Origin of the sequence: Bacillus sp. FSL R5-0512, from assembly GCF_038593295.1 — a bacterium.
Taxonomy (GTDB): Bacteria; Bacillota; Bacilli; order Bacillales; family Bacillaceae; genus Bacillus; species Bacillus safensis.
The window spans coordinates 1,172,943-1,186,024 of record NZ_CP151982.1 but is presented as its reverse complement, the minus strand read 5'-3'; the positions used below and the strand labels follow the sequence as shown (position 1 = coordinate 1,186,024).

The following is a 13,082-nucleotide window of genomic DNA, read 5'->3' as shown; positions in this document are numbered from 1 at the left end:
TCATGAAGCAGGGTTTCCAATCATATCCATAGAAATAAACAAGTATTCATCTGTCTATGGGAGAGAAGAACATGCTATTATTTTTTCAATTGACTGTATGGTTATTGCTAGGTGCTCTTGCTGTGTATGTATTTGCGGTTTGGCGCTTTGAACAAAAAGTAAAAGAAAAGATGTTTGCCATTCGTAAAACGTGGTATTGGATTTATGTAGCGGGTGCTGTTGTGTACTGGACAAATGACCCCTCTTCTATCTTCACTGATTGGATGCACTACTTGATCATTGCCGTATTTTTCGCATTAACTGATGCTTTCATCTTTCTTAGCTCCTATATTAAAAAACTCGGAAATCATGAGCTGGAAACCGACACCCATCAACTCCTTGAACAAAATAACGATCTGCTTCATTCTTACCTCAATAAACTAAAAACGTACCAATACCTATTGAAAAATGAACCGATCCATGTATATTATGGAAGTGTAGAGGCATATATAGAGGGAATTGAGCGGCTGATTTATTCTTTTGCCGACAAGATGAATATTCAAGCGGTGCTTTGTCCATACGATATGCAGGAACAAAAAGACGACCTGCTTCGGACACTTGACCAGCGGGCTCTTATTCAGGCGAAGCTTGACAGGCAGGAAGTATATTACGATGATTTCGGTCATTTGGTGCTCATCCCATTTTCTGTAGCAGATGCTCATTTTGTCATTAAGCTCACCTCCGATGAGATTGTCACGGAGTTCGACTATTTATTAATGACATCACTTACAACAATTTATGACCTAATCTTGCCTGACGAAGAGGAAGGTGATGAAGATGGACCACGCACTTCAAGGGGATAACAACAATCCTAAGAAAAACCCTTTTAAGATTTTAAAGAAAAAACGCCATATCAGTATGGCCGATTATAAGGTAAGCCCCCATACTGAGAGAATTTTTAAAAAGAATGAACAGCTTCTGGATGAGTATAAAAATAAAAAGGCTTGATTACACTAAAGGACGCGGAACGAAATCCGCGTCCTGCTTCCATTTTCACATAGACTTGCATACAATACACTATACGCTGCAACGATTGAGGTGCCAAAATGAAAAAGAAAATCAAACAACTGAGATATGTTCAGTTTGCTGAATATCAGCCGTCCCCATATACTAAGCGTTTAATTGAAAAGAGTGAAACAGCCATCCAATCATACAAACAGAAACACTCACTGATTTAACAGTTTAAGCAGCTTCTCCTTCGTTTTAGGACCGTATACCCCATCACTTGTCAGACCGTTCACCAGCTGAAAGCGCGCTACGGCATTCGCCGTTTTTTCTCCGTAAACACCATCGATGCCTTTATCTGCAGCCGATTTATCAGGGTAAAAATAAACAGCAGCAAGCGCTTTTTGGACGAGGCGTACGTGTTCTCCCTTCGTTAGAGGCGAAGTCACCTTTAAAATCCCATCTGGCAGCTCATACATCATTTTTCCATCGTTTCGATAAATTTTGAGAACCTGTCCAATTTGAATCTTGTTCGGGTCGCTAATGTTATTCCACTTTTGAAGATCTTGAACTGTGACGTCATGAGCTTTGGCAATACTCGTTAACGTATCCCCGCTTTTGACGACATACGTGATGACCGTCTCAGGTTCTCCTGCCGTTTCAATTCCTTTTTTAAATTCATCCCATGTAGCGAGAAGCAGACGCGGACATGCTTTTCCAGACCAGTGCTGATGTGTGACCACATTCGCTAGTGGAATATTATGCTCTTTCAGCAGCTTTTGGATGAGCCATTGCGCATGTTTAACCGCTTGCTGGAAATTCCCATCTTCATTTTCACAAATTTCAATGCCGATCGACTTTCTGTTCCCATTTCCATGTCCGTCCCCTGCATGCCAGCCATTTTCATTTAACGGCAGATGCTGAAAGATTTCATGATCATCCACTGTAAAGTGCCAGCTCACTTCTGTCGTTGGGCGTTTCACATATGCCGCATGACTTTTCGCATCCGCTCCTTTTGACGTGTTTGCTGTGTTATGAACCGTCACATACATCGGTATCATGGCGTATCCTGGGCGGTTCCCGTTTCCAATTGGAATAAAATCTTGATAAATTTCTACCATGTGCTGCACTCCCTTTTGCTAAATTGAATTGATCTTTCTCATCAATTGGTGGCGTTCGTAAGACAACTTGGGTTTGTTTTAGTGATAAGACTATGGTAAAATTTGAATTCAAATCACTCTTTTTAGTAATGGAAAACGCAAAAAAGAAGAAAAAAACAGGAATTAATTCCATTTTTCCTTGATTTTATGTTAAAATTGTTAAAAATAAGCCGATATTAAAAGTAAGTAATAGCTTCATTAGCTATTTAGTCCTATATGGACTTTTCTTTTACGCCAAAAACAGAACATACGTTTTCATGGAGGTTTTTAAATGACTGGTTTTTTAACCCATTTAGAAGAAGAGATTAAGCGGTTATATGCCAAATTACAAATAAGCGGTCCTGCTTATAGAGACATGCAAAGGATCGCTTCTGAATTTCATGTATGGGTCCACTATGAGGATACTGGCAGCATGATGATCAAACATCAAGGTCTTTACAGTATTATATTAAACAGATCTCTATCGTCAGAGGAACAATGGCAGGATTTTGCCCACGAGCTTTGTCATGTGCTGAAGCATGCAGGAAATCATTTCAAGATGCACAAACTCTTTCGAGAACTGCAAGAGTTTCAGGCTAAACAATTCATGTATCACTTTTGTGTGCCGACCTTTATGCTGATGCAAATGAAGCTTCCAAACCTTCGGCAGCAAGCCATTTTGCACATTGCGCAAACATTTCACGTCACCTGGGCTTTCGCTGAAAAGCGGCTCGCCTTGTTCGAACAGCGGAAAGCAGGTATTCGCTTCCAACAGGAGTTTACATCTTATCTAATGAAAGCCGAGAAGGTCGCGGAAAAAGAAGCTGTTTATCAAACGTAAGCCTCTTCTGCATAGGGCGACAGGGTTTATCCATAAAGATTTAATACTTGCTTGAGTACATTTGTGTACCGATAAAATTGCTCATTTTGCGTTTCACGGCGATAGCGCCGTCTGAAGTCTTGAAAGAATGCTCTTCTTTGCGCCTGACTGATTTCAAGTTGTACACTTTTTCCGGTCAGACATTGATTATTAATATTGTGAGGATGAGTTCCAGAATAACGATCAGATTCAGATAGCAGCACTGCAGGGAATCCATTAAGCGTTAAACGTTTCACTGTTTCTGCCGCTTTTTCTCTGTCTGTCCCGCCCACTAATGTTTGAAGCACCTCTGTTTCCCCGTAGCCATGGAGCGCAAACGTGTAATGATGGGCATGCACTAGAGAAAGGCAGACCGGCTCATTGAAACGTGTGCTTGTAATGTGAAGCACATGATTGCCTTTCACTTTAAGGCCTTCAAATAAATACATAGAATCATCACTTGCGATCTCATGAATGAGCTCACTCACGCCAGATTCAATTCCCCCAGCATGAGGGGACAAAACCAAAAGCTGGTCTCCTTTCCGCTCGTGAAGAATTTGATAGTCGATTCCCTCTCTTTCATGAGCGGAAAGCTCTTCATAACTTTGATATGTATCAATGATTTGCGTCATTCCATCTTCCCCATTTCTCTATATGAGCATAAGTCTACTGATCTTAAATTCTTTTGTAAAGGGATTTCACATGACCTATCGACTTAATACATCCTTAAATTTTCCTTATCTTTTCGGCTATCTGTTGAATTTTGAGAAAAAATGACCGATAATTGAAATGAATAGAACTTTTGGACTATATGAATCTTTTTGCATTCTCTCTCATAAATTAGAAATATTGTGATCTACATCTGGAGGAATTCATGTTAAAAAAGAAAACCACCATCACCTTTGTCATCTTAATCCTTAGCTTCGCTGGCATCATTTACTGGAAATGCTTTTCTCTTCAAGGCGTATCTCACGGAACCTTTATCCGCTCGATGACATCACCTGACGGAACATATATCATCAACACCTATCGACATAGCGGAGGGAAACTAAAGGAGAACGCAGTTAGAGCAGAAATTGAAAACAAACTCACCCACCGAAAGAAAACGATTTACTGGAAATACCCTGATAAAGACCCTCTCATCAAATGGAAAAATGGACAGCTTGTTCAAATTGGGCATGAATTTTTAAATGTGGTAAAGGGAGAAACATACGATTATCGCTTTGACCGGAACAAAAGAAAATAGCGTATCAAAAAAACGAATCCCTCTTGGATTCGTTTTTTACGTTGACATCACATGCTGCATGAATTCTTTCATTTCTTTACTTACGCTCGTCAGCCGTTCCACAATTTCACTAAACTCTGTCACAAGTAAAGCCTGCTCTGATGATGAACCTTTCATATGGTCCATACTCTCAAGTAATGTATGTATATTAGAGGAAATCCCTTGCAGTGAACTTTCAATATTTTCTGTTGCACGTGAAGTTTCACTTGAAAGCTTTTGAACCTCACTGGCTACAACACTAAATCCAGCCCCCTCTTTTCCTGCCCTGGCTGCTTCGATTGACGCATTCAATCCCAGCAAACTTGTTTGTTTCGAAATGCCCTTAATCATTTTTGTAATATCAGATGTTTTTTTCGAGCTTTCAAGTGTTTGCTGCGTTTGTAAGGTCATTTCCTCACTTGTCGCAGAAAGCTCTTCTGAATGTGCCGCCACCACATGCACCTTTTCTTGAATATTTTGAATGATGTCATTTAATGACTCCATATATGCTTCAAGCTCTAATTGATTTTTAAGTGGAAAACCTAAAGCGAGTGCGCCGATAACTTGTTGATTTTCATCAAAAATTGGCAGACCCATTGCATTTAACGGTATTCCGTAAACCGATTCAGGCACAAACATACTTGATGTCTCACCTCTGAGCGCTTTTTTCATATTTAAATCATCTGGCTTAATGAGTTCTCCAGCTCGAATTTGAAAATCAACATCTTTCGATGGCAAATACAGCAAGAATTTCTCTCGATCAATGACACCCATCGTCACTTCGTTTTTTAAAATCTGCATCATATAAGGTGCTGCTGTCACAATACTCTGTAGTATATCCAATTTCTCTACCCCCTTATATAGTTTATCGGTCGTTCTTCTTAAATTAATAGTTACTTTTTAAAATAATGATAATGATTAGAAGAAATTCTTCATATTTACGAGTAAAAAGAAGTACTTTTCCTTTCTATATTCAAACATAAATTTGCTATAATTAATGAATCGACATATGATGAAATGGTCATGTAACCATTTTGTATATTCATTGGAGGCGCATGTTGTGACACAACCCATGAAATATGAGCGGGCAATCGTCATTGGCGGAGGTATCACCGGGATGCTCGCTGCAAAAGTTTTATCAACGTTTTATCATCAAGTATTGATGATTGAAAAGGATGAACTGCCAGACGCTCCTGAGAATCGTCTTGGCACTCCTCAAGCCTTTCATCCACATAGAATGCTGCCACTTGGCAAGCAAATCGTTGAACGTCTATTCCCTGGTTATACAAAAGAGTTACTGGCAATGGGCGGATTTAATACCATGCATCAAACCTCTCGATTTATCACAAAAGATGGCGAATTAACGCTCACTGATAGAGAAGAAACCGCCGTCACAAGACGTGCAATGCTAGAGTGGGTGCTGATGCAAAGAATAGTAAAAGAGGAACGTGTGCAGTTTTTAGAAAAACATGAAGCCATCTCCCTTCAGTTTAAAGAGGGGACTAATCAAGTCATGGGGCTTATTGTGAAGGACCGGCAAGTAAAACCTGGAAGCATTCATGAAATGAAAGCAGACTTAGTGATCGATACGTCTGGAAGAATGTCTAAGTTGCCAAAATGGCTGAAAGACGCTGGATGGACCTTACCAAAGACTGATGAGTTACATGTGTTTCTAGGCTACAGCACAAGATATTATCACATACCATCAGGGGCCCCACCCCTGCAATCAATGGTCGTAGTTGGCCAGCCAGACAAGCAAATTCCAACAGGACTGTTTGAACGGGTAGATCATGATTTAGTGACTGTTCTTCTTTCTGCAGCTGGCGGTTCACATTATCCAACAACGGATGCTGATCAATTTGATTCAGAAACCGCTGCACTGACCCACCCCGCGATAGCAGAAGCCATCACCCATTTAACGCCCTTTACAAAACCAAAAGGATTTAGAGTTCCTTCCTGCGTGAGACATCACTATGAACACATGCAGGATTGGCCAAGTGGATTATTGGTGATGGGCGATGCCTTGTGTACGTTAGATCCCATTCATGGACAGGGCATGACAAAGGCAGCCCTCGAAGCACAAACACTTGACCGTATGCTCAAACTAGCACAAAAAAATGAGCGGCTGTCTTTTGAAAAGGACACATTACAACAAATGCAGCAAGCGAGTGAACTTGGCTGGTGGCTTTGTGCGATTGCTGATATGGCGTGGGACGGCGTCGAGTTAAAAGGAGAAGCAACCATCCCCCACTTGACGTTCGTACAGGAATTTTTAAATCGCTACGTACAATTCGCCATTGTGACAAAACAGCCTGAATGTCTTGAGGCGTATCACCGGATGCATTCTTTTTTATTAGAACCAAGAGAAATCATCAACTTAGAACAGCTGCACAACATGATTCAAGCTGACACCTCTGGAGAAACCGCTGAATGGTGGAAGCAATGGGATCAAAAGAACGATGAAGGCAACCGAGCTTTTTTCCATGAAGCGGTTCCTGACTTTCGTCTAGAGCACTTGCTGTCATTTGAATGAAATAAAAAAAGCCCCTCTCAAAGGGGCTTTTTCATTAACGTAATAATTGAAGTACGTTTTGCGGCTGCTGGTTTGCTTGCGCTAACATTGCTTGAGATGCTTGAGAAAGAATGTTGTTCTTTGTGAACTCACTCATTTCTTTTGCCATGTCAACGTCACGAATACGAGACTCAGCTGCTGTTAAGTTTTCAGCAGAAGCACCAAGGTTGTTGATTGTGTGCTCTAGACGGTTTTGGACTGCACCAAGTTTAGAACGCTGATCTGAAACTTGTTTGATGGCTCCATCAATAATTGCTAATTGGTCGTTAAATCCACCTTCTTCACCTGCTGCAATTTCGGCAAAATCAGTTACTTTAATAGTAGAAACTGTTTTATCGTCAACGCCAAGTTTATCAGCAGACATTGCTTCAATATGAACTGATAATTGCTGCGCACCGTTAGCTCCAATTTGGAAAGTTAATTTCTTCGCTTCTCCACCTTCAGGCTCAGCAGCAAAAGTACCATCAAGAAGTTTCTTTCCATTGAATTCAGTACGGTCAGAAATACCGTTCTTATCTGTACCGTTACCAATTTCTTGAACTAGCGCATCGATTTCTTCTTGAATCGCACCTAGATCTGTATCATCCTGAGTACCAGTGTTTCCAGCTTGAACCACTAATTCACGTATACGTTGAAGAATTGAGTGAGTTTCAGTCAATGCACCCTCAGCAGTTTGAATAAGAGAAATACCGTCTTGTGCATTTTTCGTCGCCATTTCTAATCCGCGGATTTGTCCACGCATTTTTTCAGAGATGGCAAGACCTGCTGCGTCATCCCCTGCACGATTGATTTTAAGACCAGAAGAAAGCTTCTCCATGTTCTTTTGCCCTGCTCCATTGTTTGCAGACAAACGGTTCAGTGTGTTAAGTGCTGCGATATTGTGGTTAATTCTCATGTTTAATGACCTCCATGTGTTTGAACCAATTAGACATCCATGTCCAAAAGTTCTAAATTAGAATTTTTTTGTAAGCCTTACAATCCATTTATCGAACCTTAATGGAATATGTTTAACAAAAAAGGAACAAATAAGGAAAAAGTCTTATTCATTATGATCGTTTCGCTAGAGTTCACCAATTTTGAAGGTCGTTATTCATATTTTCACAGAGAGAATTAAGAATCATAAAACTGGAGAAAATTCGAAGAAAAATGCACATAAAAAAAAGCCCCATAAAGGGGCCTTTCGTTAACGTAGTAATTGAAGTACGTTTTGTGGCTGTTGGTTCGCTTGTGCAAGCATTGCTTGAGATGCTTGAGAAAGAATGTTGTTCTTTGTGAACTCACTCATTTCTTTCGCCATGTCAACGTCACGGATACGAGACTCAGCAGCCGTTAAGTTTTCACCAGAAGCACCAAGGTTGTTGATTGTGTGCTCTAGACGGTTTTGAACTGCACCAAGTTTAGAACGTTGATCTGAAACTTGTTTAATTGCATTATCAACGATATCTAGTTGATCATCGAAACTAGTAGTTGCAAAATCAGTCACTTTAATAGCAGATACTGTTTTAGTAGCATCAGCTGGGTCTGTTCCAAGTTTATCAGCAGACATTGCTTTGATGTTTACATCTAATTTTTGCGCTTTGTTTGCACCGATTTGGAAAGTTAATGTAGCTGTTTCAAAGTCACCATTCAACAATTTTTTACCGTTGAATTCAGTACGATCAGAAATACCATTTCCATCCGTACCGCCGCCAATCTCTTTGACAAGGTTACTGATTTCTTCTTGAATTGCACCAAGGTCTGTTCCATCTTGTGTACCAGTATTTCCAGCTTGAACCACTAGTTCACGAACACGTTGAAGAATTGCATGAGTTTCAGTCAATGCACCCTCAGCTGTTTGGATAAGAGAGATACCGTCTTGTGCGTTTTTAGATGCCATTTCTAATCCGCGGATTTGTCCACGCATTTTTTCAGAGATTGCTAGACCTGCAGCGTCATCTCCTGCACGGTTGATTTTAAGACCAGAAGAAAGTTTCTCCATGTTCTTTTGGCTCGCACCGTTGTTTGCAGACAAACGGTTCAATGTGTTAAGTGCTGCGATATTGTGGTTAATTCTCATTTTCTATTACCTCCATGTATGTGGGACCTGACAGACGTCCTTATCTGAAAAAAGCCCTTGATTCTAGGATTTATCTATCCTAACAATTATTTTATCGGATTGTTTTGTAGGAAGTTTAACACTTTTTTAATATTTATTTATTAATTTATCCGCCTTAATTCATTATTTAGTTCTATGTAAAAGACATATTGTGTGCTCCGTTTAAAATACTAGTTCTTCTTTTCTTACTTTTAATTTAAAATATAACTGCGCACCAAGTGGCTCTCACATGATATTTTTCAAGATTTGCTTTTTTCAAATGTCAGTGACATAAAAAAGCCCCTTAAAGGGGCCTTTCATTAACGTAGTAATTGAAGTACGTTTTGTGGCTGTTGGTTCGCTTGTGCTAGCATTGCTTGAGACGCTTGAGAAAGAATGTTGTTCTTTGTGAACTCACTCATTTCTTTCGCCATGTCAACGTCACGGATACGAGATTCAGCGGCAGTTAAGTTTTCACCAGAAGCACCAAGGTTGTTGATCGTGTGCTCTAAACGGTTTTGAACTGCACCAAGTTTAGAACGTTGGTTAGATACTTGTTTGATAGCTCCATCAACGATATCTAATTGCGCATCAAAAGAAAGTGCGCCAGTAGCAGTCGGATCAGCAAATTGTGTTACATCGATATTAGCTACTGCGTGGTCTGCAATAAGGGCACCATTATTATCAAGTGCACCTAGTGCTTTAGAAGACATTGCTTCGATGTTCACATCTAATTTTTGCGCCTTATTTGCACCGATTTGGAAAGTTAATGATTTTGGTGTAGTACCAGCTGCACTGAAAGTACCGTCAAGTAGTTTCTTTCCGTTGAATTCTGTACGGTCAGAGATACCGTTTTTGCCAGAACCGTCACCAATTTCTTCAACTAGGTTAGCGATTTCTTCTTGAATTGCACCAAGGTCAGTTCCATCTTGAGTACCAGTGTTTCCAGCTTGAACTACAAGCTCACGTACACGTTGAAGGATTGAGTGAGTCTCAGTCAATGCACCCTCAGCTGTTTGGATAAGTGAGATACCGTCTTGTGCATTTTTCGTCGCCATTTCTAACCCACGGATTTGTCCACGCATTTTTTCAGAGATTGCAAGACCTGCAGCGTCATCTCCTGCACGGTTGATTTTAAGACCAGAAGAAAGTTTCTCCATGTTCTTTTGGCTCGCACCGTTGTTTGCAGACAAACGGTTTAATGTGTTAAGTGCTGCGATATTGTGGTTAATTCTCATTTCCTATTACCTCCATGTATGTGGGACCTGACAGACGTCCTTGTCTGAAAAAAGTCCTTTATTCTAGGGCTTATCAACCCTGACAATTCTTTTATCGGATTATTTCATAGGAAGTTTAACATTTTTTAATATATATTGATCAATTTTACATATCTTTATTCACCATTTAGTTTTATAAAGATTTCTATTATGCTATTCGTTCAAATGATAAGCACATAGACTGTATTAAAATGAATAGGAACAAAACAAAAAAGCCCCATAAAGGGGCCTGTCATTAACGAAGTAGTTGAAGTACGTTTTGTGGCTGTTGGTTCGCTTGTGCTAGCATTGCTTGAGACGCTTGAGAAAGAATGTTGTTCTTCGTGAACTCACTCATTTCTTTCGCCATGTCAACGTCACGGATACGAGACTCAGCAGCTGTTAAGTTTTCACCAGAAGCACCAAGGTTGTTGATTGTGTGCTCTAGACGGTTTTGAACCGCACCTAGTTTAGAACGTTGATTTGAAACTTGTTTGATTGCACCATCTACGATGTCTAGTTGTTGATTAAATGTAAGTGTTGGTGTAGCAGCAGCGAATTGTGTAACATCAAGGTTAGAGATCGCTTGTCCAGCTACAAGAGTTCCATCTGCTTGAGTAGCACCAAGTTTGTCAGAAGACATTGCTTCGATATTTACATCTAATTTTTGAGCTTTGTTTGCACCAATTTGGAAAGTTAATGTAGCTGTACCATCAGCAAAATCACCATTCAACAATTTTTTACCGTTGAACTCAGTACGATCAGAGATACCATTTTTATCAGTGCCGTTACCAATTTCTTGAACTAGGTTATTAATTTCTTCTTGAATTGCACCAAGATCAGTTCCATCTTGTGTACCAGTATTTCCAGCTTGAACTACAAGCTCACGTACACGTTGAAGGATTGAGTGAGTTTCAGTCAATGCACCTTCAGCTGTTTGGATAAGAGAGATACCGTCTTGTGCGTTTTTAGATGCCATTTCTAATCCGCGGATTTGTCCACGCATTTTTTCAGAGATCGCAAGACCTGCTGCGTCATCTCCTGCACGGTTGATTTTAAGACCAGAAGAAAGTTTCTCCATGTTCTTTTGGCTCGCACCGTTGTTTGCAGACAAACGGTTTAATGTGTTAAGTGCTGCGATATTGTGGTTAATTCTCATTTTCTATTACCTCCATGTATGTGGGACCTGACAGACGTCCTTGTCTGAAAAAAGTCCTTTATTCTAGGGCTTATCAACCCTGACAATTCTATTATCGGATGTGGTTATAGGATGTTTAGCAGATTTTTTAAAAGATATCACATTTTTTCATGACGTTAATCCTAATTTTAACAATTTTATAAAAATTAAAGCTGCTGATCTCTTATCAGCAGCTTGATCATTTATGAATTTCAGTATTGCTTGATATCAAACATTAAGATATTTTGGTACACGACATAATCCTTCTTACTTGTGAAAGGACCTTTATTGTGTTCATCATTGATTTCATAGAAGTTCATACCAATTCCAAAGCTTCTTTCTTTGTACCAGTTAAGAAAATCGTTGATTTCTTTCATTGAAAGTAGATAATCCTTTTGCAGCCCGTTTATCATCGTAATTGAAAGTATGCCTTTTGCTGCTTCTTCACCTGGTTTTGTTCCGTCCTGATCTTTCGGTTCTTCTGTTGAACCATCACCTGGTTTTGTTCCGTCTTGATCTTTCGGTTCTTCGGTTGTGCCATCACCTGGCTTTGTTCCGTCCTGATCCTTTGGTTCTTCCGTTGACCCATCATCTGGCTTTGTCCCATCCTGATCTTTCGGTTCTTCTGTTGTACCGTCATCTGGCTTTGCTTCATCTTCAGTTATTTGCAAGTCACTTAATGGAATAGAAATCACTGATTTGTAATCACTTTTTGCAGAAAAATTTCCCATATAATATGAATAGTTACGTCCGCCAATGACATACAATTGATCATCAACAATTGCGGCGACAGCTGATACTCTACCTTCTGGTAAATCATACGCTGAATTTTTAAATTGACCATCTTTCGGATTGAAAATTTGAACTTTATTCAGCATTTCACTTGAACGATCACCAGTCCGTTGTCCACCAATAACGAAGAATTTCCCATTATATGTTTCGTAGGCTGGTTCAAATACATATGAAGTTAAATCACTATCTTTTAATTTACTCCATTTATCTGTTGAAATATCATACTGGAACAAAGATCTTTCTCTACTATGCCCAATCGAATTTTCTCCACCTGCAACATATATTTTGCCGTCAATTGCAGAAATGGCTCTCCCATTTCGAGATGGTAAAGCCGATGAGTCCAAGCTCTTCCATTCATCAGTGGCAGTATTGAATTGATAGACATTATTTTTATAAGAGTTTTTTGAAGAGACAATATATATATTCTCTTTCACTGCAACTGCGTACAAAGTTCCCTTGCTATAAGCTGAAAATACAGGGTCTCTTGGAATTTGAATCGGTTCTTCAGCCCACTGATCAAGTTCTGCATCATAAATATCAATCGTATTATAAGCTACATTTGTCTCTTCGTTTATTCCACCTATAAGATAGATTTTTTTACCAACTGTAGCATATGTACCGCCTGTTCTGTTTCTTGGCATACTAGCTTTTTCTTCCCAAACATCTTTCTTAGGATCATACATAAATGTTTGATTATTTAACTTATTTTTTTCACTTGCTCCACCAAACACATAAATCTTTCCATCAACAACTCCCACACCAGCATTAATACGTTCTTCTGGTAAATCAGCTCGTTTCGTCCATCCAGTTGAATTTTCAGCTGCATTCGCTTTGAATGGACTAATGGTACTTATTAAAAGAAGTACCAAGATAAATAGTAAAAATCTTTTTTTCATTTTTTCTTCCTCCAGTTCATGACATTCCCTCCTTTTATCGTCCTTATTTTTACTTTTTTTATCATTAAA

Annotated in this window: 14 protein-coding genes; 6 read left to right on the top strand and 8 right to left on the bottom strand. The window is 39.5% G+C overall.

Annotated elements, in window-relative coordinates:
- The first annotated feature begins 71 nt into the window (after positions 1 to 71).
- From NSQ25_RS05990 to NSQ25_RS05980, 3 genes are all read left to right on the top strand, one after another.
- Complete coding sequence (locus tag NSQ25_RS05990) at positions 72 to 842, top strand: type II toxin-antitoxin system SpoIISA family toxin (RefSeq protein WP_024424960.1); 771 nt, start codon at positions 72 to 74, stop codon at positions 840 to 842.
- Positions 811 to 987, top strand: a complete 177-nt coding sequence (locus NSQ25_RS05985) for a type II toxin-antitoxin system SpoIISB family antitoxin (RefSeq protein WP_080652934.1) — start codon at positions 811 to 813, stop codon at positions 985 to 987. The genes NSQ25_RS05990 and NSQ25_RS05985 overlap by 32 nt, the downstream gene beginning before the upstream one ends.
- Positions 988 to 1,085: 98 nt before the next feature.
- Entirely contained in the window at positions 1,086 to 1,217 is a 132-nt protein-coding gene (locus NSQ25_RS05980; protein WP_120207232.1) for a type II toxin-antitoxin system SpoIISB family antitoxin, read from the top strand.
- Here NSQ25_RS05980 and NSQ25_RS05975 read toward each other — a convergent pair.
- The gene (locus tag NSQ25_RS05975) at positions 1,206 to 2,105 is read right to left on the bottom strand and encodes an N-acetylmuramoyl-L-alanine amidase (RefSeq protein WP_326136543.1); all 900 of its coding nucleotides are present in this window, start codon (positions 2,103 to 2,105) and stop codon (positions 1,206 to 1,208) included. The genes NSQ25_RS05980 and NSQ25_RS05975 overlap by 12 nt on opposite strands.
- A 310-nt stretch (positions 2,106 to 2,415) precedes the next feature.
- Between NSQ25_RS05975 and NSQ25_RS05970 the strand changes: the two genes are divergently transcribed.
- Positions 2,416 to 2,964 (top strand): ImmA/IrrE family metallo-endopeptidase, encoded by a 549-nt coding sequence (locus NSQ25_RS05970; protein ID WP_024424963.1) that lies wholly within the window; start codon positions 2,416 to 2,418, stop codon positions 2,962 to 2,964.
- A gap of 26 nt (positions 2,965 to 2,990) precedes the next feature.
- Here the strand turns inward: NSQ25_RS05970 and NSQ25_RS05965 are convergent, their stop codons facing one another.
- Complete coding sequence (locus tag NSQ25_RS05965; protein ID WP_024424964.1) at positions 2,991 to 3,614, bottom strand: poly-gamma-glutamate hydrolase family protein; 624 nt, start codon at positions 3,612 to 3,614, stop codon at positions 2,991 to 2,993.
- A gap of 242 nt (positions 3,615 to 3,856) precedes the next feature.
- On the opposite strand from NSQ25_RS05965, the gene NSQ25_RS05960 reads away from it, so the two are divergent.
- Complete coding sequence (locus NSQ25_RS05960) at positions 3,857 to 4,228, top strand: DUF5412 domain-containing protein (protein ID WP_024426772.1); 372 nt, start codon at positions 3,857 to 3,859, stop codon at positions 4,226 to 4,228.
- Positions 4,229 to 4,264: 36 nt separating this feature from the next.
- Here the strand turns inward: NSQ25_RS05960 and NSQ25_RS05955 are convergent, their stop codons facing one another.
- Positions 4,265 to 5,089 (bottom strand): methyl-accepting chemotaxis protein, encoded by an 825-nt coding sequence (locus tag NSQ25_RS05955; protein ID WP_326136545.1) that lies wholly within the window; start codon positions 5,087 to 5,089, stop codon positions 4,265 to 4,267.
- 217 nt (positions 5,090 to 5,306) lie between these two features.
- On the opposite strand from NSQ25_RS05955, the gene NSQ25_RS05950 reads away from it, so the two are divergent.
- Complete coding sequence (locus tag NSQ25_RS05950) at positions 5,307 to 6,779, top strand: FAD-dependent monooxygenase (RefSeq protein ID WP_326136546.1); 1,473 nt, start codon at positions 5,307 to 5,309, stop codon at positions 6,777 to 6,779.
- 34 nt (positions 6,780 to 6,813) lie between these two features.
- Here NSQ25_RS05950 and hag (NSQ25_RS05945) read toward each other — a convergent pair whose 3' ends face one another.
- The 5 genes from hag (NSQ25_RS05945) to NSQ25_RS05925 form a co-directional block, all read right to left on the bottom strand.
- Complete coding sequence (hag, locus tag NSQ25_RS05945; RefSeq protein ID WP_214755247.1) at positions 6,814 to 7,713, bottom strand: flagellin Hag; 900 nt, start codon at positions 7,711 to 7,713, stop codon at positions 6,814 to 6,816.
- Between the two features lie 288 nt (positions 7,714 to 8,001).
- The gene (hag, locus tag NSQ25_RS05940; RefSeq protein ID WP_214755248.1) at positions 8,002 to 8,874 is read right to left on the bottom strand and encodes a flagellin Hag; all 873 of its coding nucleotides are present in this window, start codon (positions 8,872 to 8,874) and stop codon (positions 8,002 to 8,004) included.
- A 338-nt stretch (positions 8,875 to 9,212) separates the two neighbouring features.
- The gene (gene hag / locus NSQ25_RS05935) at positions 9,213 to 10,130 is read right to left on the bottom strand and encodes a flagellin Hag (RefSeq protein ID WP_214755249.1); all 918 of its coding nucleotides are present in this window, start codon (positions 10,128 to 10,130) and stop codon (positions 9,213 to 9,215) included.
- Between the two features lie 274 nt (positions 10,131 to 10,404).
- The gene (gene hag / locus NSQ25_RS05930; protein ID WP_214755250.1) at positions 10,405 to 11,307 is read right to left on the bottom strand and encodes a flagellin Hag; all 903 of its coding nucleotides are present in this window, start codon (positions 11,305 to 11,307) and stop codon (positions 10,405 to 10,407) included.
- A gap of 230 nt (positions 11,308 to 11,537) precedes the next feature.
- Complete coding sequence (locus NSQ25_RS05925; protein WP_326136548.1) at positions 11,538 to 13,013, bottom strand: kelch repeat-containing protein; 1,476 nt, start codon at positions 13,011 to 13,013, stop codon at positions 11,538 to 11,540.
- Positions 13,014 to 13,082: the final 69 nt, after the last annotated feature.

Coding starts and splice junctions, on each gene's coding strand:
- NSQ25_RS05990 (WP_024424960.1), top strand. CDS start 72: ATGCTATTATTTTTTCAATTGACTGTATGGTTATTGCTAGGTGCTCTT.
- NSQ25_RS05985 (WP_080652934.1), top strand. CDS start 811: ATGAAGATGGACCACGCACTTCAAGGGGATAACAACAATCCTAAGAAA.
- NSQ25_RS05980 (WP_120207232.1), top strand. CDS start 1,086: ATGAAAAAGAAAATCAAACAACTGAGATATGTTCAGTTTGCTGAATAT.
- NSQ25_RS05975 (WP_326136543.1), bottom strand. CDS start 2,105: ATGGTAGAAATTTATCAAGATTTTATTCCAATTGGAAACGGGAACCGC.
- NSQ25_RS05970 (WP_024424963.1), top strand. CDS start 2,416: ATGACTGGTTTTTTAACCCATTTAGAAGAAGAGATTAAGCGGTTATAT.
- NSQ25_RS05965 (WP_024424964.1), bottom strand. CDS start 3,614: ATGACGCAAATCATTGATACATATCAAAGTTATGAAGAGCTTTCCGCT.
- NSQ25_RS05960 (WP_024426772.1), top strand. CDS start 3,857: ATGTTAAAAAAGAAAACCACCATCACCTTTGTCATCTTAATCCTTAGC.
- hag (WP_214755247.1), bottom strand. CDS start 7,713: ATGAGAATTAACCACAATATCGCAGCACTTAACACACTGAACCGTTTG.
- hag (WP_214755248.1), bottom strand. CDS start 8,874: ATGAGAATTAACCACAATATCGCAGCACTTAACACATTGAACCGTTTG.
- hag (WP_214755249.1), bottom strand. CDS start 10,130: ATGAGAATTAACCACAATATCGCAGCACTTAACACATTAAACCGTTTG.
- hag (WP_214755250.1), bottom strand. CDS start 11,307: ATGAGAATTAACCACAATATCGCAGCACTTAACACATTAAACCGTTTG.
- NSQ25_RS05925 (WP_326136548.1), bottom strand. CDS start 13,013: ATGAAAAAAAGATTTTTACTATTTATCTTGGTACTTCTTTTAATAAGT.